Below are 21,446 nucleotides of genomic sequence, written 5' to 3'. Positions count from 1 at the left end.
GGGCTCAGACCGCCACCTGGCGGTGGCGACTCTGGTTGCCGCCGCACCGTTTGGCTTCATACATCGCGGTGTCGGCCTGGGCGACCAATTGGTGGAACGCGTGCTCGGCATAGTCCGAGACGACGCTGCGCAACGCGAGGGTGGCGATTCCGACGCTGGCGGTCACCGATGCGTTCATCGCGGCTATCGCGTCACAGAGCTGTCGGCCCCACTCCGGCAGCTGGTCCGCGGTGACAATGTCGGCGACCAGGAACTCCTCCCCGCCGACGCGGCCGACGATCGCGGTCTCTCCGCAGGCGGTCGTCAGGGTGCCGGCCACCTCGATGAGCGCCTCATCGCCGGCGGCGTGCCCGCGGGTGTCGTTGAGCTCTTTGAAGCGGTCCAGATCGACCATGGCCACCGCCAAGAACATGTGATGCGCGCCCGCGAGCATCCGGCCGACTATCTCCCTGTCGCAGGCTCGCCGGTTCAGCAGGCCGGTCAGCGGATCGCGGTTGGCACGCGAGAGATCAACCCACAGGGCGCGCACCACGACCTGGATGGCGAGCGGAACGACCACGTTGAGTTCCAGAACCAGGAAGTAGCCGGTGAAGGCCAACACTGCTTGCCCCTCGGCGGCCAGACGCACCGCCTGCCAGGCCCCGATCGCGCTGGCCACGCCGAGGTTCAGCGCCATGAGCCTGGTGGTGTGGAAGAACGCGATGTAGCCGCCGGTCACCGAGAGCGCCGAGCAGGACATCAGCCCGACGAGCGGCTGGGGCTGCCACAGACAGCCGCCGCCAATGGATACGCAGCCGGTCATGATGTAGAAGATCGACTGGCGCCGGGTGGGCCATCCGCTCAACCACAGCACCGCCATGCCCAGTCCGATCACGGCGGACACGACCGAAACCGTCAGCGCCACATGGGGATACAACGGCTCGGGACCCCAGTACACATTGACGGGCACCAGCACCAACGAGGACGCCACGACAGCCAACACCCTGCGGGTGTTGGTGCTCAGCCCGTGCGCTTGCAAATAACCTGTCAGCCAATCGAAGTGGTCGTCCTGCCCCCACCACGTCGCCAGCCGCTTCATCGGTTCGCCTTTCCCCGAACTCACTCACCCCGTCGGGTCACGCCGTCAGAGCCGGCGAGTTGGGTCACAGTAAATACCATCGCGTGCGGGAAGTACCTCGAATCGACAAGAAAGCCGCTCCGACGTGAGGCCAACCGACACCGCCCACCACGATGTCGCTTTCCCGCTAGTTTTGTCGGTGCCCGGGTGTAAGTCTGGAAGCGTGCACGACGATTTCGACCGCTGCTACCGCGCCGTCCAGTCCAAGGACGCCCGGTTCGACGGCTGGTTCGTCACCGCGGTGCTGACCACCCGGATCTACTGCCGGCCCAGCTGCCCCGTGCGGCCGCCGTTCGCCCGCAACGTGCGGTTCTACCCCACCGCGGCGGCCGCCCAGCGGGCCGGCTTTCGGGCCTGCAAACGGTGCCGTCCCGATGCCTCTCCGGGTTCCCCCGAATGGAACGTGCGCGGTGACGTGGTGGCGCGCACGATGCGGCTGATCGCCGACGGCACCGTGGACCGCGACGGTGTGGGTGGTCTGGCCGCCCACCTCGGTTACACCACTCGCCAGCTCGAACGGCTCCTGCAGGCCGAGGTCGGCGCCGGCCCGCTGGCACTGGCCCGGGCGCAGCGCGCCCAGACCGCCCGCGTGTTGATCGAGACGACGGACCTGCCGTTCGGCGACGTCGCATTCGCCGCGGGCTTTTCCAGCATCCGTCAGTTCAACGACACCGTGCGATCGGTGTTCGAAGGCACACCGAGCGCCCTGCGCCGGCGCGCGGCCGCCCGTACCGCGTCCGAGGCCAATTCGCCTGGCACCGTGTGCCTTCGGCTCCCGGTGCGCACACCCTTCGCCTACGAGGGCGTCTTCGGCCATCTCGCGGCCGGCGCCGTTCCCGGTTGCGAGGAGGTCCGCGATGGCGGGTACCGACGCAGCTTGCGCCTTCCGTTCGGCAACGCCATCGTGACCCTGACGCCCGCCGTCGACCATGTCCGTTGCGTCCTCGTGCTCGACGATTTCCGCGATCTGACCACGGCGATCGCCCGCTGCCGGCGGCTGCTGGACCTCGACGCGGACCCGGAGGCGGTCGACGAAGCGCTGGGCGCGGACGCCGGTCTGCGACCCGTCGTGGCCAAGGCGCCCGGGCAGCGCATTCCGCGCACCGTCGACGAAGCCGAACTCGCGGTGCGCGCAGTGCTCGGGCAGCAGGTGTCGACCAGGGCCGCGAGCACCCATGCCGGCCGGCTGGTCGCCGCGTACGGACGGCCGGTCAACGACGCCGAGGGAACGTTGACCCACACCTTCCCCTCGGTCGAGGAGCTCGCCGAGATCGATCCCGTCCATCTGGCGGTGCCCAAGGCCCGCCGCCGCACGCTGAGCGCATTGGTTGCCGGCCTCGCCGACGGCAGCATCGTGCTGGACACCGGATGCGACTGGGACAGTGCCCGCAGACAGTTGCTCGCGCTGCCCGGGGTGGGCCCCTGGACCGCGGAAGTGATCGCGATGCGCGGCCTTGGCGACCCCGACGCCTTCCCCGCCAGCGACCTCGGGCTGCGCCTGGCCGCCAAACAGCTGGGATTGCCGTCCGACGAACGCTCCCTCGTAGAACGCGGCGCCCGTTGGCGCCCCTGGCGTTCCTATGCCACCCAATATCTTTGGACCACTCTCGAGCATCCCGTAAACCATTGGCCGCCACAGGAGGTCGCATGATCGAGTACCGCACCATCGACAGCCCCATCGGATTGCTCACCCTGGCCGGTCGCGGCTCCGTATTGACGAACCTACGGATGGTCGACCAGACCTATGAGCCGAGCCGCGCCGGCTGGTCGCCGAACCCGCGGGCGTTCGGCGCCGCCGTCGAGCAGCTGGCCGCCTATTTCGCCGGCGAGCGCACCGACTTCGATTTCGAGTTCGACCTGCACGGCTCCGAGTTCCAGCGGCGCGTGTGGAAGGCGTTGCTGACGATTCCCTATGGGGAGACGAGGTCATACGGATGGATCGCCGAGCAGATCGGCGCTCCGGGGTCCGCGCGCGCCGTGGGATTGGCCAACGGGCACAATCCGATCGCGATCGTGGTGCCCTGCCACCGGGTGATCGGCTCGAACGGCAGCCTCACCGGCTACGGCGGCGGCCTGCAGCGCAAGCGCGCCCTGCTGGATCTGGAAAAGACCCACAGTTGCGCAACGCTGTTCGACTGACCGCCGGCGGTGGTCGCGTTTCTTTTGCGAGGTCCGTCGTACGACGCTATCGTCCATATTTGTGGACGACAGTGCGAAGGATCCGGCGGTGGTGCTGCCGTATCTGGTCGGTAGACCCCTGGCGGCCACCGAGGTCTACGAAGCGTTCGGCTACCGCAAGTCCGCGTACTACAAGGCGGCTCGCGAGGGCAGGCTGATCACCGCCGACAACCTGATCAGGGCGGCCAAGTATTTGGGGTTGAACCCGGTCGACCTGCAGGTCCGCTACGGTCTGATCGACCCCGACTCGGTCACCGAGTACCTGGAGTCCCAGACCGGCCCGCCCAGGCTGCGCGACCTTCGCCCCGATCCCAACAGTCCGCCCGTCTGAGCGGCACTGCCGGACCGTTTGGATGATCAAAACCGCACTCATCGTCGTCACCTTGGCCGCCCTTCTGTGCAGCCTGTGGATCCGGCGTTACACCTGGCGCTCCCGATGGGAGGCCGGCGCCACCCGCAACATCGCACTGCATGGCTGCGCGGTGCTGCTGATGTCGCACTGGGCCGCGGCCGCGCTCGGACCCCCGCTACACCGCGTCTTCGGGCTGTGGAACGTGCAACACCTGCTCGGACACATCTGCTGGATCTTCGCGGTGACGGCGATCATCCGCCATGGGCTCATCCGCCTGGTCGACGAAGCCCACGAGAGCGAGCTGTTGCGCAAGCACGTCACGCGCCCGCTACGCATCGCGGTTCCGCTGCTGGTGGTTCTGTTCGTCATCGCCGACGAGGGCCATCACCTCGACTTCTTCGCGGCCCCCGCCGACTTCTGGCTGCTGGCTTACTGGCTGGTCCTGGGCGCCCTGATGATCTACCTGCTCTCCTACGCCGGGCGAGTGCTGCTGATCCTGCGGACGGATCCCCGCTCAACGACGACCGTCGACCTCTACCTGATCTCGGCGGGATTCGGGGTGGCGGCGAGCGTGATTCAAATCGGCACCGCCTGGGCGGGCACGGACATCGCCTTGCCCGTCTGGTTGTGCGCCTGCCTGAGCGCCATCGGCTTCGCCTACGGATCCGCGCGATCGTGGCAGGCCAAGGTGGCCTGGTTCACGTCCGGCAAGTAGGCCATCCCGCGCCTTCGGCGACCTGAGCGTTTATCCGCCCACCACGTGCCGCGCTACCACCATCGGGCGGAACCCGTACCGCTGCCCGACGATCTTGCCCCCGGCCCCCCGGCCCGTGCCCGACAGCGGGATGCCGCGGAGCAACCCGCTTCCCTTGGCTTCGGCGCCGGCGCCGACGGTGCTCACCGCCGGCGCGGCTGTGTCCGCGCTTGCCGCCGGAGCCGCGGCGGCCCAACTCTGCGGCACCGACAAGTGACCCACCGTGGCCGCCCTGCCCAGACCCGCCGACACGGGCGAGGACGCACCCGAGGACACCGGGCCACCGCCGAGCGTTCCACCCACACCGCGCAAGCTTGCCGCGGCCGTCGCGCCTTTGCCGTCACCGGCGGCCGGCATCACGCCTTCCCAGATCTTCATCATGTGCTCCCAGTCGCCCGCGTGGTTGTAGGCCATACCAAGGTGGTTGGTATACAACGAGGTCAACTTTTTCCAGGACTCCGATGCCGACGATTCGGATGCCCCTGACGAGCCTTCCACCACTGCGCTGGAGACCAACGTTGGGTTTGCTAACCCCGAGGTGGAGGCACCGGGTTGCGTGCTTGTTTCGGCCGCCGTGTCGGCGGCATGGGCGACCGCGGCCGCTTGACCGCCCTCCCCCGCCGGGTTGGTGGTGGAGGGCGGCTGGTCGAACGGGGGCAACGCCGAGGCGCCGGCCGACGCCGCGGCATAGCCATACATCGCGGCCGCGTCCTGGGCCCACATCTCGGCGTAGTGGGCCTCGGTGGCCGCGATCGCGGGCAGGTTCTGGCCGAAGAAGTTCGTCGCGATCAGCATCATCAATTGGGCGCGGTTGGCCGCGATCACCGGTGGCGGAACCGTCATCGCGAACGCCGCCTCGTAGGCCCCCGCGGCGGCCTTCGCCTGGACCGCCGTCTGTTCGGCCTGTGCGGCGGTCGCGGTGAGCCACGCCACGTAGGGGGCCGAGGCGGCGGCCATCGTCGCCGACGCCGGGCCCAGCCACGCGCCGGTGAGTTCGGCGATCAACGAACCGTAGGAGGCTGCGGTGGTGTACAGCTCGATGGCCAACCCGTCCCAGGCCGCGGCGGCCGCCAGCATCGGCCCCGAACCCGCACCGACGTACATCCGCCCGGAGTTGACCTCCGGCGGAAGCGCCCCGTAATCCACTAAGTGGTCCCCTCGTCTTGTCGGCGACGGCTGTCGCACGCGCGCCGACGCCCCCCGAAACTGTGGTCAGATACTTGTGCGCGGGTACCGTCCAGCGCAGCCGCCGGCGTCGGCCGTCGAATCACGAACGCGATGCCGATCCTCGGGCACGGCGGTCATCTCTTATGAGTGGACGTTTGTACACATATGTGATCGTAAGAACATATATGTACATATGAGTTCACAGATATGAACTGAATCTAGCTGAAGATGAACACTTGTCTTTAGCAATACACTATTGGGCGCGCAGCCCTTAACCTCGCGGTGGAGCGGCTTTCAGCGGCCGTTCAGCACCGTTGAATCGGAACCAGCGAGGAGAGAATCACCGTGTCGTTCGTGACCACCCAGCCCGAAGCGTTAACCGCCGCAGCCCAGAACTTGGCTGCCATCGGCTCGGCGCTGGCCGCACAGAATGCAGCGGCATCGGCGCCGACGATGGGAGTGGTACCCGCGGCAACCGACGAGGTCTCCGTGCTGGTTGCCGCGCAGTTCGCCACGCACGCCCAGATGTATCAGACCGTCTGCGCCCAGGCCACGGTGATTCACGACAGCTTCGTGAGAATGCTGCACTTCGGCGCCGGCTCATATGCGGCAACCGAAGCCATCAACGCCGCCGCGTCCAGCTGAGGCGGGTGCGACGTGCTGGATTTCGGAGCGTTACCCCCGGAGATCCATTCGGAGCGCATGTATTCCGGCCCGGGCTCGGCCTCGATGATGGCCGCGGCGTGGGCCTGGAATCTGCTGGCCGCGGAGTTGGATTCCGCGGCCAACGACTACGACAGGATCATCACGCAACTGGTGAGCGAAGAGTGGATGGGCCCGGCCTCGGCCCAGATGGCCGAGGCCGCCAAACCCTATGTGGCGTGGATGCGCACCACCTCCGTACAGGCCGAACAGGCCGCCGTTTCGGCCAGGGCCGCGGCGGGCGCCTACGAAGCGGCGTTTGCCGCCACGGTTCCCCCACCGCTGATCGAAGCCAACCGCGCCCAACTCGTCCAGGCGGTGTCGACCAATGTCCTGGGCCAAAACACGCCGCTGATCGTCCAGCTCGAGACGCAATACGCCGAAATGTGGGCGCAAGACGCTACGGCGATGTACGGCTACGCGGGTCAGGCCGCGCCGGTCACCCAGGTGACACCGTTCACCCGGCCGGCGGAGACCACCAATCCGGCCGGCGAGGCCATGCAGGCAGCCTCCGTCGCTCAGGCGGCCGGCACCTCGGCCGGGGCGGAGTCGGCACAGTCACAGTTGCTGTCCTCGGTACCGCCCACACTGCAGGCACTGTCGTCGCCCGCGGCGGCGAACACGGAACTGCCGCCGATCACCGACGTGCTGGAACAGAACCCCGTGTTCGACATGTGGGCCGAATACGCCAGCCCTGCCCAGAACACCCTCGCGATGATGTATCGCGTTACCGGGATGTCGACCCACTTCCTATCGCTCTCAAAGGGTTTGGCTCCCGCAGCCAAGGCCGCCAGTGAGGGAGCGAAGGCCGCCGCGAGCCTGCCCGCCGTGGGCGCATCGCTGCGCGGGCTGGCCGGTGGCGGCGGCGCCATATCGGCGACTTTGGCTTCTGCGGCGCCGGTCGGCGGCCTCTCCGTGCCCCCCGCCTGGACCTCCGCGGCGGGCCCGGCGGTCGCCTCCGGAGCCTCGTCGATTCCGGTCAGCCGCTTCATCACCACTCCCGAGACATCGGGACCCGGAAACCTATTGGGCGGTATGCCGCTGGCTGGTGTCGGCGGGGGTTCGACCGGCGCCGGCCCGCGCTACGGGATCCGCCCGACGGTGATGGCCCGCCCGCCGTTTGCCGGCTAGCCGAGCAACAACGTCCCGAGCAATCGGGTCGAGATCCGGCTCAGCGCACCGCCGTTGGCATCGCGGAGGGCGCTGCACCCCCGGCTCCACCGTGGCCCGTCGACCGCGCGTACCGCGTCGCCGGCTTACGGACACGGGACGCGGCGATCCCGCATGCCGGTGTAAATCCCTGTGCGCCAGTGGTTTTGGCTACGAATGCAAAAACACCCCCGTTGCCGGGGGTGTTTTTGTGTATGTTCGGCGGTGTCCTACTTTTCCACCCGTATGGGCAGTATCATCGGCGCTGACAGGCTTAGCTTCCGGGTTCGGAATGGGACCGGGCGTTTCCCTGTCGCTGTGGCCGCCGTAACTCTATTTAAATTTGTTTGGTGGGGGGTGCGGTGTTCAAGCTTCCAGCGGCAAAATGCCGCCGAAATGGACTGTGGTTGCGATTGTGTGTTGGTAAGTTTTCGGCCGGTTAGTGCCAGTTCCCTGCACTCATTGCTGAGCTTCCAGGTCTGGCCTATCGAACCCGTGGTCTGCGGGGGGCCTTATCCCTCTAAAAGGGTGAGAAACCTGATCTTGGAGAAGGTTTCCCGCTTAGATGCTTTCAGCGGTTATCCTGTCCGAACGTGGCTATCCAGCCGTGCTCCTGGTGGAACAACTGGTATACCAGAGGTTCGTCCGTCCCGGTCCTCTCGTACTAGGGACAGGTTTCCTCAAGTTTCTGACGCGCGCGGCGGATAGAGACCGAACTGTCTCACGACGTTCTAAACCCAGCTCGCGTGCCGCTTTAATGGGCGAACAGCCCAACCCTTGGGACCTGCTCCAGCCCCAGGATGCGACGAGCCGACATCGAGGTGCCAAACCATCCCGTCGATATGGACTCTTGGGGAAGATCAGCCTGTTATCCCCGGGGTACCTTTTATCCGTTGAGCGACACCCCTTCCACTCGGGGGTGCCGGATCACTAGTCCCGACTTTCGTCCCTGCTTGACTTGTAAGTCTCGCAGTCAAGCTCCCTTGTGCACTTACACTCGTCACCTGATTGCCGTCCAGGTTGAGGGAACCTTTGGGCGCCTCCGTTACATTTTAGGAGGCAACCGCCCCAGTTAAACTACCCGCCAGGCACTGTCCGTGAACCCGGTAAGGGTTCGACGTTAGGTGTCCAATACGATCAGAGTGGTATTTCAACAACGACTCCATACAAACTGGCGTCTGTATTTCACAGTCTCCCACCTATCCTACACAAACCGTACCGAACACCAATACCAAGTTGTAGTGAAGGTCCCGGGGTCTTTTCGTCCTGCCGCGCGTAACGAGCATCTTTACTCGTAGTGCAATTTCGCCGAGTCTATGGTTGAGACAGTTGGGAAGTCGTTACGCCATTCGTGCAGGTCGGAACTTACCCGACAAGGAATTTCGCTACCTTAGGATGGTTATAGTTACCACCGCCGTTTACTGGGGCTTAAATTCTCCGCTTCACCTTACGGTTAACGGGTCCTCTTAACCTTCCAGCACCGGGCAGGCGTCAGTCCGTATACATCGTCTTGCGACTTCGCACGGACCTGTGTTTTTAGTAAACAGTCGCTACCCACTGGTTTCTGCGGCCGGATCCCGCTCCCACCGCAAGGGTGTTCACGGTATTCCGGCCCCCCTTCTCCCGAAGTTACGGGGGCATTTTGCCGAGTTCCTTAACCATAGTTATCTCGTACGCCTTGGTATTCTCTACCTGACCACCTGTGTTGGTTTGGGGTACGGGCCGTGTATGTGCTCGCTAGAGGCTTTTCTTGGCAGCAGAGGATCACCGAATTCACCTCAATCGGCTATGCATCACCTCTCAGGATTAATGAGCGACGGATTTGCCTATCGCTCTCCCTACAGGCTTGCCCCAGTATTACCACTGACTGGTACGGCTACCTTCCTGCGTCACCCCATCGCTTGACTACTACCAGCGAAGGTCCCACGCAGCCCCGAAACTCCATGCCCCCGAAGGGGAATGGTCGATCCGGTTTTGGGTGGTTAGTACCGCTGATTCATCAGGGACGCCCATACACGGGTACGGGAATATCAACCCGTTGTCCATCGACTACGCCTGTCGGCCTCGCCTTAGGTCCCGACTCACCCTGGGCGGACTGGCCTGGCCCAGGAACCCTTGGTCTTACGGCGGGCAAGGTTCTCACTTGCCTTATCGCTACTCATGCCTGCATTCTCACTCCCCCACCCTCCACCACCGGTCACCCGGAGGCTTCGCTGAATGAGGGACGCTCCCCTACCCACATCCACGTAAACGTGAATGTGCCGCGGCTTCGGCGGTGTGCTTGAGCCCCGCTACATTATCGGCGCATAATCACTTGACCAGTGAGCTATTACGCACTCTTTCAAGGGTGGCTGCTTCTAAGCCAACCTCCTGGTTGTCTCTGCGACTACACATCCTTTTCCACTTAGCACACGCTTAGGGGCCTTAGCCGGCGATCTGGGCTGTTTCCCTTTCGACGTACGGAGCTTATCCCCCGCCGTCTCACTGCCACGCTTTACACCACGGCATTCGGAGTTTGGCTGACGTCAGTAACCTAGTAGGGCCCATCGGCCATCCAGTAGCTCTACCTCCGTGGTGAACCACGCAACGCTGCACCTAAATGCATTTCGGGGAGAACCAGCTATCACGGAGTTTGATTGGCCTTTCACCCCTACCCACAGCTCATCCCCTCAGTCTTCAACCTAAGTGGGTTCGGGCCTCCACGCGGTCTTACCCGCGCTTCACCCTGGCCATGGGTAGATCACTCCGCTTCGGGTCCAGAACACGCCACTACACCCCAAAGGGGATGCGCCCTATTCAGACTCGCTTTCGCTGCGGCTACCCCGCACGGGTTAACCTCGCGACGTGTCCCTGACTCGCAGGCTCATTCTTCAAAAGGCACGCCATCACCCCACAAGGAGGCTCTGACGGATTGTAGGCACACGGTTTCAGGTACTATTTCACTCCCCTCCCGGGGTACTTTTCACCATTCCCTCACGGTACTAATCCGCTATCGGTCATCGAGAAGTATTTAGGCTTACCGGGTGGTCCCGGCAGATTCACAGCAGATTCCACGGGCCCGCTGCTACTCGGGAATTGATACAAGGTAGGTGACGGGTTTTCGCGTACCGGGCTCTCACCGTCTACGGCAGACCATCCCAGGCCACTTCCGCTAACCACGACACTTTCTGACTACCCCTCAGCCAGGTAGAGCTGAGATGTATCCTCCCACAACCCCGCACACACAACCCCTACCCGGTATCACATGCGTGCGGTTTAGCCTGTTCCGCGTTCGCTCGCCACTACTTACGGAATCACAATTGTTTTCTTCTCCTACGGGTACTGAGATGTTTCACTTCCCCGCGTTCCCTCCCGCACCCTATATATTCAGATGCGGGTAACACGACATCACTCGTGCTGGGTTTCCCCATTCGGAAATCCTCGGATCAATGCTCGGTTGACAGCTCCCCGAGGCATATCGCAGCCTCCCACGTCCTTCATCGGCTCTCGATGCCAAGGCATCCACCATGCGCCCTTAAACACTTACTTACACACAAAAACCAAAGAAGAAATTACACATTTCGACGAACGCATCAGCCCTAAGGACTATGCGCTCATCTAGATGCTCGCAACCACTATCCAATACTCAAACACCACACCCCACCACCAAGATGGAGGGACTCCACACGGATCGACCGAGTGTTGTCTCAGGGCCCAATAGTGTGTCTGGCAATCATTTGCTGTTGTGCACCCGGCCCCCGTCCACTACAGACGGGAACCCCTCACGGCTCGCACCCCACCAATTGGAGTGCTTTTCGTGGTGCTCCTTAGAAAGGAGGTGATCCAGCCGCACCTTCCGGTACGGCTACCTTGTTACGACTTCGTCCCAATCGCCGATCCCACCTTCGACAGCTCCCTCCCAAGGGTTAGGCCACTGGCTTCGGGTGTTACCGACTTTCATGACGTGACGGGCGGTGTGTACAAGGCCCGGGAACGTATTCACCGCAGCGTTGCTGATCTGCGATTACTAGCGACTCCGACTTCATGGGGTCGAGTTGCAGACCCCAATCCGAACTGAGACCGGCTTTAAAAGGATTCGCTTAACCTTGCGGCATCGCAGCCCTTTGTACCGGCCATTGTAGCATGTGTGAAGCCCTGGACATAAGGGGCATGATGACTTGACGTCATCCCCACCTTCCTCCGAGTTGACCCCGGCAGTCTCTCACGAGTCCCCGGCATTACCCGCTGGCAACATGAGACAAGGGTTGCGCTCGTTGCGGGACTTAACCCAACATCTCACGACACGAGCTGACGACAGCCATGCACCACCTGCACACAGGCCACAAGGGAACGCCTATCTCTAGACGCGTCCTGTGCATGTCAAACCCAGGTAAGGTTCTTCGCGTTGCATCGAATTAATCCACATGCTCCGCCGCTTGTGCGGGCCCCCGTCAATTCCTTTGAGTTTTAGCCTTGCGGCCGTACTCCCCAGGCGGGGTACTTAATGCGTTAGCTACGGCACGGATCCCAAGGAAGGAAACCCACACCTAGTACCCACCGTTTACGGCGTGGACTACCAGGGTATCTAATCCTGTTCGCTCCCCACGCTTTCGCTCCTCAGCGTCAGTTACTGCCCAGAGACCCGCCTTCGCCACCGGTGTTCCTCCTGATATCTGCGCATTCCACCGCTACACCAGGAATTCCAGTCTCCCCTGCAGTACTCTAGTCTGCCCGTATCGCCCGCACGCTCACAGTTAAGCCGTGAGATTTCACGAACAACGCGACAAACCACCTACGAGCTCTTTACGCCCAGTAATTCCGGACAACGCTCGCACCCTACGTATTACCGCGGCTGCTGGCACGTAGTTGGCCGGTGCTTCTTCTCCACCTACCGTCAATCCGAGAAAACCCGGACCTTCGTCGATGGTGAAAGAGGTTTACAACCCGAAGGCCGTCATCCCCCACGCGGCGTCGCTGCATCAGGCTTGCGCCCATTGTGCAATATTCCCCACTGCTGCCTCCCGTAGGAGTCTGGGCCGTATCTCAGTCCCAGTGTGGCCGGACACCCTCTCAGGCCGGCTACCCGTCGTCGCCTTGGTAGGCCATCACCCCACCAACAAGCTGATAGGCCGCGGGCCCATCCCACACCGCAAAAGCTTTCCACCTAAAGACATGCGCCTAAAGGTCCTATCCGGTATTAGACCCAGTTTCCCAGGCTTATCCCGAAGTGCAGGGCAGATTGCCCACGTGTTACTCACCCGTTCGCCACTCGAGTACCCCCGAAGGGGCCTTTCCGTTCGACTTGCATGTGTTAAGCACGCCGCCAGCGTTCGTCCTGAGCCAGGATCAAACTCTCCAAACAAAAACTCCTCGATGAACGAGGTGAATTTCAAATCAGAGATACCTGACAAGACACCAAATAACTGGCATCAAAAATTGCCATACCCACACACGGGGAGTGCTAGGTATGGCCAAAAAACAACAACAAATAAAAAGACCAAACACACTATTGAGTTCTCAAACAACACTTGTTTCGCCCGTTTTGGGGCAACCCTGCCAGCTTAATACAAGTCCGGCAGTGGAGTCAACTCCCAGTTTTGGTCTTCCAGAGACCGAGTCGGGAGCAGCCGTGCCAGGCTAGTACCAATCCAGCGAGGGAGTCAAGGCCCCGCTCTCGTCCACCTTCGCGTCGGTGATCGCGCTTGTGGGGCACTGACTTTGGTTACTCTACCCGCTCGATCTCCGCTCCCAAAATCGCCAGGTTTTCCACGAACAACGGGTAGCCGCGATCGATGTGGAAGACGTCGTGAACCTCGGTGTCGCCGTCGGCGACGAGCCCCGCCAACACCAGGCCGGCGCCGGCCCGGATGTCCGAACACCACACCGGCGCGCTCGACAATTGCGGCAGCCCACGCACGACGGCATGGTGCCCGTCGGTGCGGGCGTCGGCGCCCAGCCGGATCATTTCCTCGACGAAACGAAAGCGCGCCTCGAATACGTTCTCGGTGATCATCGACGTGCCATCGGCGATCGACGCCAGCGCGATCGCCATGGGCTGCAGGTCGGTGGGAAACCCGGGAAACGGCAGGGTCGCGACATTGACGGCCTTCGGGCGCTCGTACTGGGCCACCCGGAAGCTGCTTTCCGTTTGGGTGACGGTGGCGCCGGCGTCGTGCAGCTTGTGCAGCACCACCTGCAGGTGCGCCGGGTCGACACCGGTGACCGAGATGTCTCCGCGGGTCATCGCGGCGGCGATGCCCCACGTGGCGGCGACGATGCGATCCCCGATGACGCGGTGTTCGGTCGGGTGCAGCCGCGGGACGCCGGTGATGGTCATCGTCGGCGAACCGGCGCCTTCGACCTGCGCGCCCATCTGGTTCAACATCGTGCAGAGGTCGACGACGTCGGGTTCGCGCGCGGCGTTGTGGATCGTGGTCACGCCTTCGGCCACGACCGCGGCCATCAGGATGTTCTCGGTGGCGCCCACCGACGGAAACTCCAACTGAATCTCCGCGCCGCGCAACGTATCAGCCTGCGCCACGACGCATCCGTGTTCGATGTTGCATTGCGCGCCCAGCTGGCGCAGGCCGGCCTGGTGCATGTCCAGCGGCCGCGAGCCGATCGCGTCTCCGCCGGGAAGGGCGACGCGGGCCCGCTTACACCGACCGACCAGTGGACCAAGTACGCACACCGAAGCCCGGAACTGGCGCACCGCCGCGAAGTCGGCATCGTATTTCGGCTCGTCGGGCGAGGTGATCCGGGCGACGTCACCGTCGAGTTCGACGGTTGCCCCGAGGCCGCGCAGCACCTCGGCCATCAGCGGCACGTCGAGGATGTCGGGGCAATTGGTGATGGTGCTGGTGCCTTCGGCCAACAACGCCGCGGCCATCAGCTTGAGCACGCTGTTCTTTGCGCCCCCCACCGCGACTTCGCCGGACAACCGGTTGCCGCCGGTCACCACGAATCGCTCAGCCACCCGGGTCAGTCTAGTGAAGCGGTATCGGCTTGTCAGTCGGCCGGCTTGCCAGCGAGCCCGTATGCCAACGAGCCAAGTCTTGGCCCCTACACGCGCCGCAGTACCGTTTTGCTCATGGCAGTGCACCTGACCCGCATCTACACGCGGACCGGCGACGACGGCACCACGGGATTGAGTGACTTCTCCCGGGTCCCGAAAACCGACCCCCGCCTGGTGGCCTACGCCGACTGCGATGAGGCCAACTCGGCGATCGGCGTCGCCGTCGCCGTCGGTCAGCCCGACGACGAGCTCAAGGCCGTGTTACGCCAGATCCAAAATGACCTCTTCGACGCCGGCGCGGACCTGTCCACCCCTGTGGTGGAAAACCCCGAGTACCCGCCCTTGCGGGTCACCCAGCCCTACATCGACCGGCTCGAAAAGTGGTGTGACACATATAACGAGTCGTTGCCGAAGCTGAATTCCTTTGTGCTGCCGGGCGGTTCGCCGCTGTCGGCGTACTTGCACGTGGCGCGCACCGTGGTGCGCCGAGCCGAGCGCTCGGCGTGGGCGGCGGTCGACGCCGCCCCGCAGCAGGTCAACGTCCTGCCCGCGAAATACCTGAACCGCCTGTCGGATCTGCTCTTCATCCTGTCGCGCGTGGCCAACCCGGACGGCGATGTGCTGTGGAAGCCGGGCGGCGGGCAAGCCCCCACAAGTTAGCCGGCACCGCAGGACGTTCGGTGATGCGGGCTAGATGCTGCGCCGGCGGGAACGCGGCGACGGGCGCGACTCCAGCCACGACAGGAACGCGGTCAGCGCACCCTTGTCGAAGGCGATCTCGTAGCCAGACCTGCGGTCCTGGGTCGTGTCGCGCAGTTCGATGACGACGATCTCGTCGGTCATGATGTCGAATTCGTCGCCACGCGGCGCGCGCCGGGCCACGATCTCAACGCCTCGCCGGCTCAGCCGCCGGTCCGGCCACAGTCGCAGGCTGGAGAGCCGGTAGAACGCGGCTTCGCCGCCGCGGTAACGGATTACACCATGCCGCCAGCCGTGACCGCCCACCGCGGGAACGTCGCGCATGATCCCCGCCGTGCCGCCCTGGCGCAGCTTCCACAGCCGATAACTCAACGCAACGACGGCGGCCGCCAGCACGACGACGAGCACGACCATGGCGGTCATGGGCGCGCTCATCGGCGCTTAGTCGATCGCGCCGACGGCGCGCAATCTGGCGCGCCCCCTGGCGGCGATACGCGGATCGTCCGACTCAGAAGCCTCTCTCGCGGCGCTCTCGTCGATCTCCGACTCGAACTCGGCGGATTCGGCCAGGATGGTCACCGTCTCCTCGGTGACCGACAAGAATCCGCCATCCACCGCGACCCGGAGATCGTCGTCGCCCTCTCGTTCGACGCGCACCATTGCGTCGTCGACCAATTGCGCTACCAACGGGATGTGCCGCGGCATGATGCCGATCTCACCGACGGTGGTGCGGGTGAACAGAAACGTTGCCGCACCCGACCAGATCTTTCGGTCGACGGCGACGATCTCAACGTTCAATTCGGCCATGCCACAGACCCCTTCGATAGCGTGCGAGCCCGTTTCGGCCCGGGTGCAAGTTAGAGCTTGGCGCCAAGGCTCTCTGCCTTCTTGGCCAGGTCGTCCAGGCCACCGATCAAGAAGAAGGCCTGCTCGGGCACGTGGTCGAACTCGCCCTTGGTCACGCGGTCGAACGCCTCGATGGTCTCCTTCAGCGGAACCGTCGAACCCGGCTGACCGGTGAACTGCTCGGCCGCCATCATGTTCTGCGACAGGAACCGCTCGATGCGCCGCGCCCGCTGCACCAGCTGCTTGTCCTCTTCGGACAGCTCGTCGATACCGAGGATCGCGATGATGTCCTGAAGGTCCTTGTACCGCTGCAGGATTCGGATGACTTCCTGGGCCACGCGGTAGTGCTCGTCACCGACGACGCTCGGGTCGAGGATGGTCGAGCTCGAGGCCAGCGGGTCCACTGCGGGGAAGATGCCCTTGGAGAACACCGAACGCGACAGCTCGGTGGTGGCATCCAGATGCGCGAAGGTCGTCGCCGGCGCCGGGTCGGTGTAGTCGTCGGCGGGCACGTAGACCGCCTGCATGGACGTAATCGACTTGCCCCGCGTCGAGGTGATGCGCTCCTGCAGCTCCCCCATCTCGTCGGCCAGCGTGGGCTGGTAGCCGACCGCCGAGGGCATACGACCGAGCAGCGTCGACACCTCCGAACCGGCCTGGGTGAACCGGAAGATGTTGTCGATGAACAACAACACGTCCTGGCCGGCCTCGTCACGGAACCACTCGGCCATGGTCAGCGCGGAAAGCGCCACTCGCATACGGGTACCGGGCGGCTCGTCCATCTGACCGAACACCAGCGCGGTGTCCTTGAGCACGTCGGCCTCTTGCAGTTCGACCCAGAGGTCGTTGCCCTCGCGGGTGCGCTCCCCCACCCCGGCGAACACCGACGTACCACCGAAGTTACGGGCGATGCGGTTGATCATCTCCTGGATGAGCACCGTCTTGCCGACACCCGCACCACCGAACAGCGCGATCTTGCCACCACGCACGTACGGGGTGAGCAGGTCGACGACCTTGAGGCCGGTTTCGAGCATCTCGGTGCGAGGCTCGAGCTCTTCGAACGGCGGTGGCTTGCGGTGAATCGACCAGTGCTCGAGCTCTTCTCCGTAGCCCGGCTTGTCGAGGCAGTGCCCCAGGACGTTGAAGACGTGGCCCTTGACCTCCTGGCCGACGGGCACCGAGATGGAACGACCCGTGTCGGTCACCTCGACCCCACGCACCAGGCCGTCGGTGGGCTGCAGCGAGATGGTGCGCACCAGGTTGTCCCCGAGGTGCTGGGCGACCTCGAGCGTGAGGGTCTTCGCCAGTTCCTCGAACGTGATCTCCGCGTTGAGCGCGTTGAACAGTTCCGGCACGGAACCGCGGGGGAACTCGACGTCGACGACGGGCCCGGTGACCCTTACCACCCGGCCGCTGGTGTCGCTCTTGGCCGACTTCGTGGACTTCTCGTCGGTTGCTGTCGTAGCAGGCATAATTTCTTTCGCTTCCTAGTGGTGCTACCTAGCGGGCGTCGGCGAGCGCGTTTGCGCCACCGACGATTTCGCTAATCTCCTGGGTGATCTGGGCCTGCCGCTCGCGGTTCGCCATCAGCGTCAGGGCCTTGATGAGGTCGTCTGCGTTGTCGGTGGCCGACTTCATCGCGCGTTGGCGCGAGGCCAGCTCCGATGCCGCCGATTCGAGCAGCGCCTCGTAAACACGGGTGGTCAGGTACCGCGGCAACAGCGACTCGAAAAGCGTTGTCGCATCCGGCTCGAACGAATACAACGTTCGCACTTCGGGCGGTTCCTCGACATATTCGACCACCATGGGGGCGATCCGGTGTGCGACCGCCGCCTGCGACAACATCGACTTGAACTCGCTGTAGACGATGTGCAACTCGTCGACGCCCTCGACGTCGGACTGGCCTTCGTCCTCGTCGCCGGTGCCCAGCATGAACGCGTTGACCAGCGTCTCGCCGATCTCGGCGGCGTTCTCGTACTGCGGCTGCTCGGAGAAGCCGGTCCAGGAGCCGCTGATGTCCCAGTTGCGGAACTTGTAGTAATTCAGCGCTTTACGGCCGACGGCGTACAGCACCGGCGTCTTGCCTTGTTCCCGCAGCAAGGAGAAGAGCTCCTCGGCGCGGCGGAAGATGCTCGCGTTGTAGGCACCGCACAGACCTCGGTCCGACGTCACCACCAGCACGCCCGCCCGCTTCGGTTCGGGCCGCTCGACGAGCAACGGGTGGTCGAGGGCGGCCTCGGCGGCCAGCGTGGTGAGCATCGCGGTGATCTGGAAGGCGTACGGTCTGGCGGCGTCCAGCCGCGCCTGAGCGCGACCGATCCGCGACGTCGCGATCAGCTCCTGGGCCTTGGTGATCTTTTTGATCGACCCGGCCGAGCGGATGCGTCCGCGCAATTCACGAAGTGTGGCAGCCATAGGTTGCTACTTCTTTGCCTTCTTCTTGGGTGCGGGCTTGGTGACCTTCACCGATTCCTTTTCGAGCTCGCCCTCATCGAGCGCCTCGACGTGCTCGTCGGGCACCACCGATCCACCACCGGTGGCGGCGAAGCCCTTCTTGAAGTTGTTGATGACCTTCTCGAGTTCTTCGGCCGCCTCGTCGGAGAGCTTCTGGGTGTCGCGGATCCCCGACAGGAGTTTCTCTTCGGAGGCCCGGATGTGGTCCAGCAATTCGGTTTCGAAGCGCCGGACGTCCTCAACGGGCACCGAGTCCAGGTGGCCACCGGTGCCGAGGAAGATCGAGATCACCTGCTCCTCGACGGGCATGGGCTGGTACTGGGGCTGCTTGAGCAGCTCCACCAGCCGCGCGCCACGGTCCAGCTGGGCCTTCGACGTCGCGTCGAGGTCGGAGGCGAAGGCCGCGAACGATTCCAATTCGCGGAATTGCGAGAGGTCCAAACGCAGCGAGCCCGCCACTTCCTTCATCGCCTTGATCTGGGCGGCGCCGCCCACGCGGGACACCGAGACACCGACGTTGATGGCCGGCCGCACACCCTGGTTGAACAGGTCGGACTCGAGGAAGCACTGCCCGTCGGTGATCGAGATGACGTTGGTGGGGATGTAGGCCGAAATGTCGTTGGCCTTGGTCTCGATGATCGGCAGACCGGTCAGCGAGCCGCCACCGAGTTCGTCGGAAAGCTTGGCGCAACGCTCCAAAAGCCTTGAGTGCAGGTAGAAGACGTCACCCGGGTAGGCCTCGCGGCCGGGCGGGCGGCGCAGCAGCAGCGAGATCGCGCGGTATGCCTCGGCCTGCTTGCTCAGGTCGTCGAAGACGATCAGCACGTGCTTGCCGTCGTACATCCAGTGCTGGGCGATCGCCGAACCGGTGTAGGGCGCAAGCCATTTGAACCCGGCCGAGTCGGACGCCGGCGCCGCGACGATGGTGGTGTAGTCCATCGCACCACCCTCTTCGAGCGCGCGCCGGACCGAGGCGATCGTGGTGCCCTTCTGGCCGATGGCCACGTAGACGCAGCGCACCTGCTTGCGCTCGTCGCCGGACTCCCAGTTCTGCCGTTGGTTGAGGATGGTGTCGACGCAGACGGCGGTCTTGCCGGTCTTGCGGTCGCCGATGATCAGCTGGCGCTGGCCGCGGCCGATCGGCGTCATCGCGTCGATGGCCTTGATCCCGGTCTGCAGGGGCTCTTTCACGCTTTGCCGCTGAACCACCGAGGGCGCCTGGATCTCCAGGGCGCGCCGGACGTCGGTTTCGATGTCGCCCTGACCGTCGATCGGCTGGCCCAGCGGGTTGACCACGCGGCCCAGGAACGCGTCGCCGACGGGGACCGAGAGGACCTCGCCGGTGCGCTTGACCTGCTGGCCCTCTTCGATCTTCTCGAAGTCACCCAGGATCACCGCGCCGACGTTGTGCTCGTCGAGGTTGAGCGCGACGCCGAGCACGCCGCCGGGGAACTCGAGAAGTTCCTGGGTCATCACGGACGGCAGGCCTTCGACGTGGGCGATGCCGTCACCGGCGTCGACGACGGTACCGACCTCTTCGCGGGCGGTGTCGGAGGTGAAAGAGCCTACGTACTCCTCGATGGCGCTCTGAATGTCACCAGCGGAGATTGTCAACTCGGCCATGGCTTTTCGTCTTCCTACTTGATCTTCGTAACGCGTGCGTCGGGATGGATTTGTGGTTGGTCTGGGGTGGTCAGTCGGGCAACTGCGCCTCGGCCGCGGTCAGACGGGACGCGAGCGTTCCGTCGATCACTTCATCGGCCACCGAGATGAGCAGCCCGCCCAGCAGTTCGCTGTCGATCTGCAGCTGCACCGCCACCGGGTGACCATAGATGCGGCTGAGCACCTCGGTCAGGCGGGTGCGCTGGGCGTCGCTCAGGTCGGCCGCGGCGCTGACCTGCGCGACGACTTCGCCGCGGCGCGCCACCGCGACCTCTGCGAGGAACTGGATGGCCTCCTCGGCCGGCTGGCCCCTGAGCAACTCGACCGTCTGGGTCAGCAGCGCGGCCGCGATCGGATGAACCTTGGTGCTCGCGCTGTCGAGCACCTTGCGCAGCAACGCAACTCGGCCTTCCACCGGAACGGCGTAGTCGCCCAACAAGATCGCCAGTCGTGGTTGCGCGTCCAGGATGCGCGAGAACCGGAACAGTTGTTCCTCGATCTCGTCGACCTTGTCCTCACGTTCGGCGACTTCGAGCAGCGCCTGCCGCGAGACATGCTCGAGGGCGTCGATGAGGTCGGAACTGGCCGACCAGCGCTCCGATACGGCCGAGCGCAGAACGTCGAGGGTAGCGTCGCCGACCTGGCCGGCGAGCAACCGCTCGATCAACCGGGTCCTGGGTTCCGCGTCCTCGGCGGGCACGGTGAGGTACCGGGTGACAACGATTTCGCGGTCCAGCATCTGCGCCACGGAGACGAGTTCGCCGGACAGGGTGGAAAGTCCCTTGTTGTCAAGGTCTTTGGTGATGGTGCTGAACCACTCCGAGAGGTTGGTCAGCGCGACACGGCTCGACGAGCGCATCTTGGTCATCAGCGGATACTGGACATCCGCCGAGGCGGGCGCCATCGCGTCGAGGTCGTCGAGGAATCGATCCACGGTGGCCGATTGCTGTGCGGAGTCGGCGACGAAGTTACGCACCAGCTCGCCGGCCTGGCGCACCGCTTCGTGACCGAGTTCCAGGCGCAGCTGACGACTCAGCTGGGTACGCAGCAGGTCGACCTGGCGGCCGCCCTGCGACTTGATGCGTTCCGCCTCGACACCGGCCTGGGCCGACAACTGCTCGGTGATGCGCTTGGAGTCCGACTCCGCCTCTTCGACAACGCGTTTCGACTCTGCCTTGGCGTCCTCCACGGCCTTGCTGTGGGCGGTGGTCGACTCGGTCAACCGATCGCTCGCCGCGGCCGCGTCCTTCAATTGCTGGCGCACCGTGGCCTGCCGCGCGGCCATCAACCGACGCACCGGCGGCACGACATAACGCACCACCAGGAACACGATGGCCGCAAAGCCCACCAACTGGCCGATGAAAGTCGACAT

General features: G+C 64.2%; 16 protein-coding genes and 3 rRNA genes. 7 read left to right on the top strand and 12 right to left on the bottom strand.

What is annotated here, in order from left to right; translation table 11 throughout:
- Positions 1-4: 4 nt before the first annotated feature.
- The gene (locus K883_RS15755; protein ID WP_008254855.1) at positions 5-1,078 is read right to left on the bottom strand and encodes a GGDEF domain-containing protein; all 1,074 of its coding nucleotides are present in this window, start codon (positions 1,076-1,078) and stop codon (positions 5-7) included.
- 202 nt (positions 1,079-1,280) lie between these two features.
- Here K883_RS15755 and K883_RS15750 point away from each other — a divergent pair, with 202 nt between their 5' ends.
- From K883_RS15750 to K883_RS15735, 4 genes are all read left to right on the top strand, one after another.
- Positions 1,281-2,768: a DNA-3-methyladenine glycosylase 2 family protein gene (locus K883_RS15750; protein WP_008254852.1), complete on the top strand. Its 1,488-nt coding sequence runs from the start codon at positions 1,281-1,283 to the stop codon at positions 2,766-2,768.
- The gene (locus K883_RS15745; RefSeq protein ID WP_008254850.1) at positions 2,765-3,256 is read left to right on the top strand and encodes a methylated-DNA--[protein]-cysteine S-methyltransferase; all 492 of its coding nucleotides are present in this window, start codon (positions 2,765-2,767) and stop codon (positions 3,254-3,256) included. Before K883_RS15750 ends, K883_RS15745 begins: the two co-directional genes overlap by 4 nt.
- Positions 3,257-3,317: 61 nt before the next feature.
- Positions 3,318-3,626 (top strand): hypothetical protein, encoded by a 309-nt coding sequence (locus K883_RS15740; RefSeq protein WP_008254847.1) that lies wholly within the window; start codon positions 3,318-3,320, stop codon positions 3,624-3,626.
- Between the two features lie 22 nt (positions 3,627-3,648).
- A complete protein-coding gene (locus tag K883_RS15735) occupies positions 3,649-4,362 on the top strand; it encodes a hypothetical protein (protein WP_008254846.1) in 714 nt (237 codons plus the stop codon).
- A 30-nt stretch (positions 4,363-4,392) separates the two neighbouring features.
- Here the strand turns inward: K883_RS15735 and K883_RS15730 are convergent, their stop codons facing one another.
- Positions 4,393-5,547 (bottom strand): PPE family protein, encoded by a 1,155-nt coding sequence (locus K883_RS15730; RefSeq protein ID WP_008254843.1) that lies wholly within the window; start codon positions 5,545-5,547, stop codon positions 4,393-4,395.
- Between the two features lie 366 nt (positions 5,548-5,913).
- Between K883_RS15730 and K883_RS15725 the strand changes: the two genes are divergently transcribed.
- Together K883_RS15725 and K883_RS15720 are read left to right on the top strand one after the other, a co-directional pair.
- Positions 5,914-6,213 (top strand): PE family protein, encoded by a 300-nt coding sequence (locus tag K883_RS15725; RefSeq protein WP_008254840.1) that lies wholly within the window; start codon positions 5,914-5,916, stop codon positions 6,211-6,213.
- A gap of 12 nt (positions 6,214-6,225) precedes the next feature.
- Entirely contained in the window at positions 6,226-7,401 is a 1,176-nt protein-coding gene (locus tag K883_RS15720; RefSeq protein WP_008254834.1) for a PPE family protein, read from the top strand.
- A gap of 235 nt (positions 7,402-7,636) precedes the next feature.
- Here the strand turns inward: K883_RS15720 and rrf are convergent.
- The 4 genes from rrf to murA form a co-directional block, all read right to left on the bottom strand.
- Positions 7,637-7,749 (bottom strand): 5S ribosomal RNA (rrf, locus tag K883_RS15715).
- 89 nt (positions 7,750-7,838) lie between these two features.
- Positions 7,839-10,947: ribosomal RNA gene (locus K883_RS15710) — 23S ribosomal RNA — on the bottom strand.
- 282 nt (positions 10,948-11,229) lie between these two features.
- Positions 11,230-12,760 (bottom strand): 16S ribosomal RNA (locus K883_RS15705).
- The 16S, 23S and 5S rRNA genes sit together here, the layout of an rRNA operon.
- A gap of 360 nt (positions 12,761-13,120) precedes the next feature.
- Complete coding sequence (murA, locus tag K883_RS15700; protein ID WP_008254832.1) at positions 13,121-14,374, bottom strand: UDP-N-acetylglucosamine 1-carboxyvinyltransferase; 1,254 nt, start codon at positions 14,372-14,374, stop codon at positions 13,121-13,123.
- A 114-nt stretch (positions 14,375-14,488) separates the two neighbouring features.
- Between murA and K883_RS15695 the strand changes: the two genes are divergently transcribed.
- Positions 14,489-15,073 (top strand): cob(I)yrinic acid a,c-diamide adenosyltransferase, encoded by a 585-nt coding sequence (locus K883_RS15695; protein ID WP_036454908.1) that lies wholly within the window; start codon positions 14,489-14,491, stop codon positions 15,071-15,073.
- A 30-nt stretch (positions 15,074-15,103) separates the two neighbouring features.
- On the opposite strand, the gene K883_RS15690 is transcribed toward K883_RS15695, so the two are convergent.
- The 6 genes from K883_RS15690 to K883_RS15665 form a co-directional block, all read right to left on the bottom strand.
- Positions 15,104-15,547: a DUF2550 domain-containing protein gene (locus K883_RS15690; protein WP_009955321.1), complete on the bottom strand. Its 444-nt coding sequence runs from the start codon at positions 15,545-15,547 to the stop codon at positions 15,104-15,106.
- A 6-nt stretch (positions 15,548-15,553) separates the two neighbouring features.
- Positions 15,554-15,919: a F0F1 ATP synthase subunit epsilon gene (locus K883_RS15685; protein ID WP_008254826.1), complete on the bottom strand. Its 366-nt coding sequence runs from the start codon at positions 15,917-15,919 to the stop codon at positions 15,554-15,556.
- A 50-nt stretch (positions 15,920-15,969) separates the two neighbouring features.
- Entirely contained in the window at positions 15,970-17,430 is a 1,461-nt protein-coding gene (atpD, locus tag K883_RS15680) for a F0F1 ATP synthase subunit beta (protein WP_014384076.1), read from the bottom strand.
- 28 nt (positions 17,431-17,458) lie between these two features.
- Positions 17,459-18,373 (bottom strand): F0F1 ATP synthase subunit gamma, encoded by a 915-nt coding sequence (locus tag K883_RS15675; protein ID WP_008254818.1) that lies wholly within the window; start codon positions 18,371-18,373, stop codon positions 17,459-17,461.
- 6 nt (positions 18,374-18,379) lie between these two features.
- Positions 18,380-20,035, bottom strand: a complete 1,656-nt coding sequence (gene atpA, locus K883_RS15670) for a F0F1 ATP synthase subunit alpha (protein WP_008254816.1) — start codon at positions 20,033-20,035, stop codon at positions 18,380-18,382.
- Between the two features lie 70 nt (positions 20,036-20,105).
- Positions 20,106-21,446: a F0F1 ATP synthase subunit B/delta gene (locus K883_RS15665; RefSeq protein ID WP_008254814.1), complete on the bottom strand. Its 1,341-nt coding sequence runs from the start codon at positions 21,444-21,446 to the stop codon at positions 20,106-20,108.

This window comes from Mycobacterium sp. TKK-01-0059 (assembly GCF_000709305.1).
GTDB lineage: Bacteria > Actinomycetota > Actinomycetes > Mycobacteriales > Mycobacteriaceae > Mycobacterium > Mycobacterium intracellulare.
Note: the sequence above shows the minus strand (reverse complement) of the source record. Positions and strands in the feature narration are given on the sequence as shown.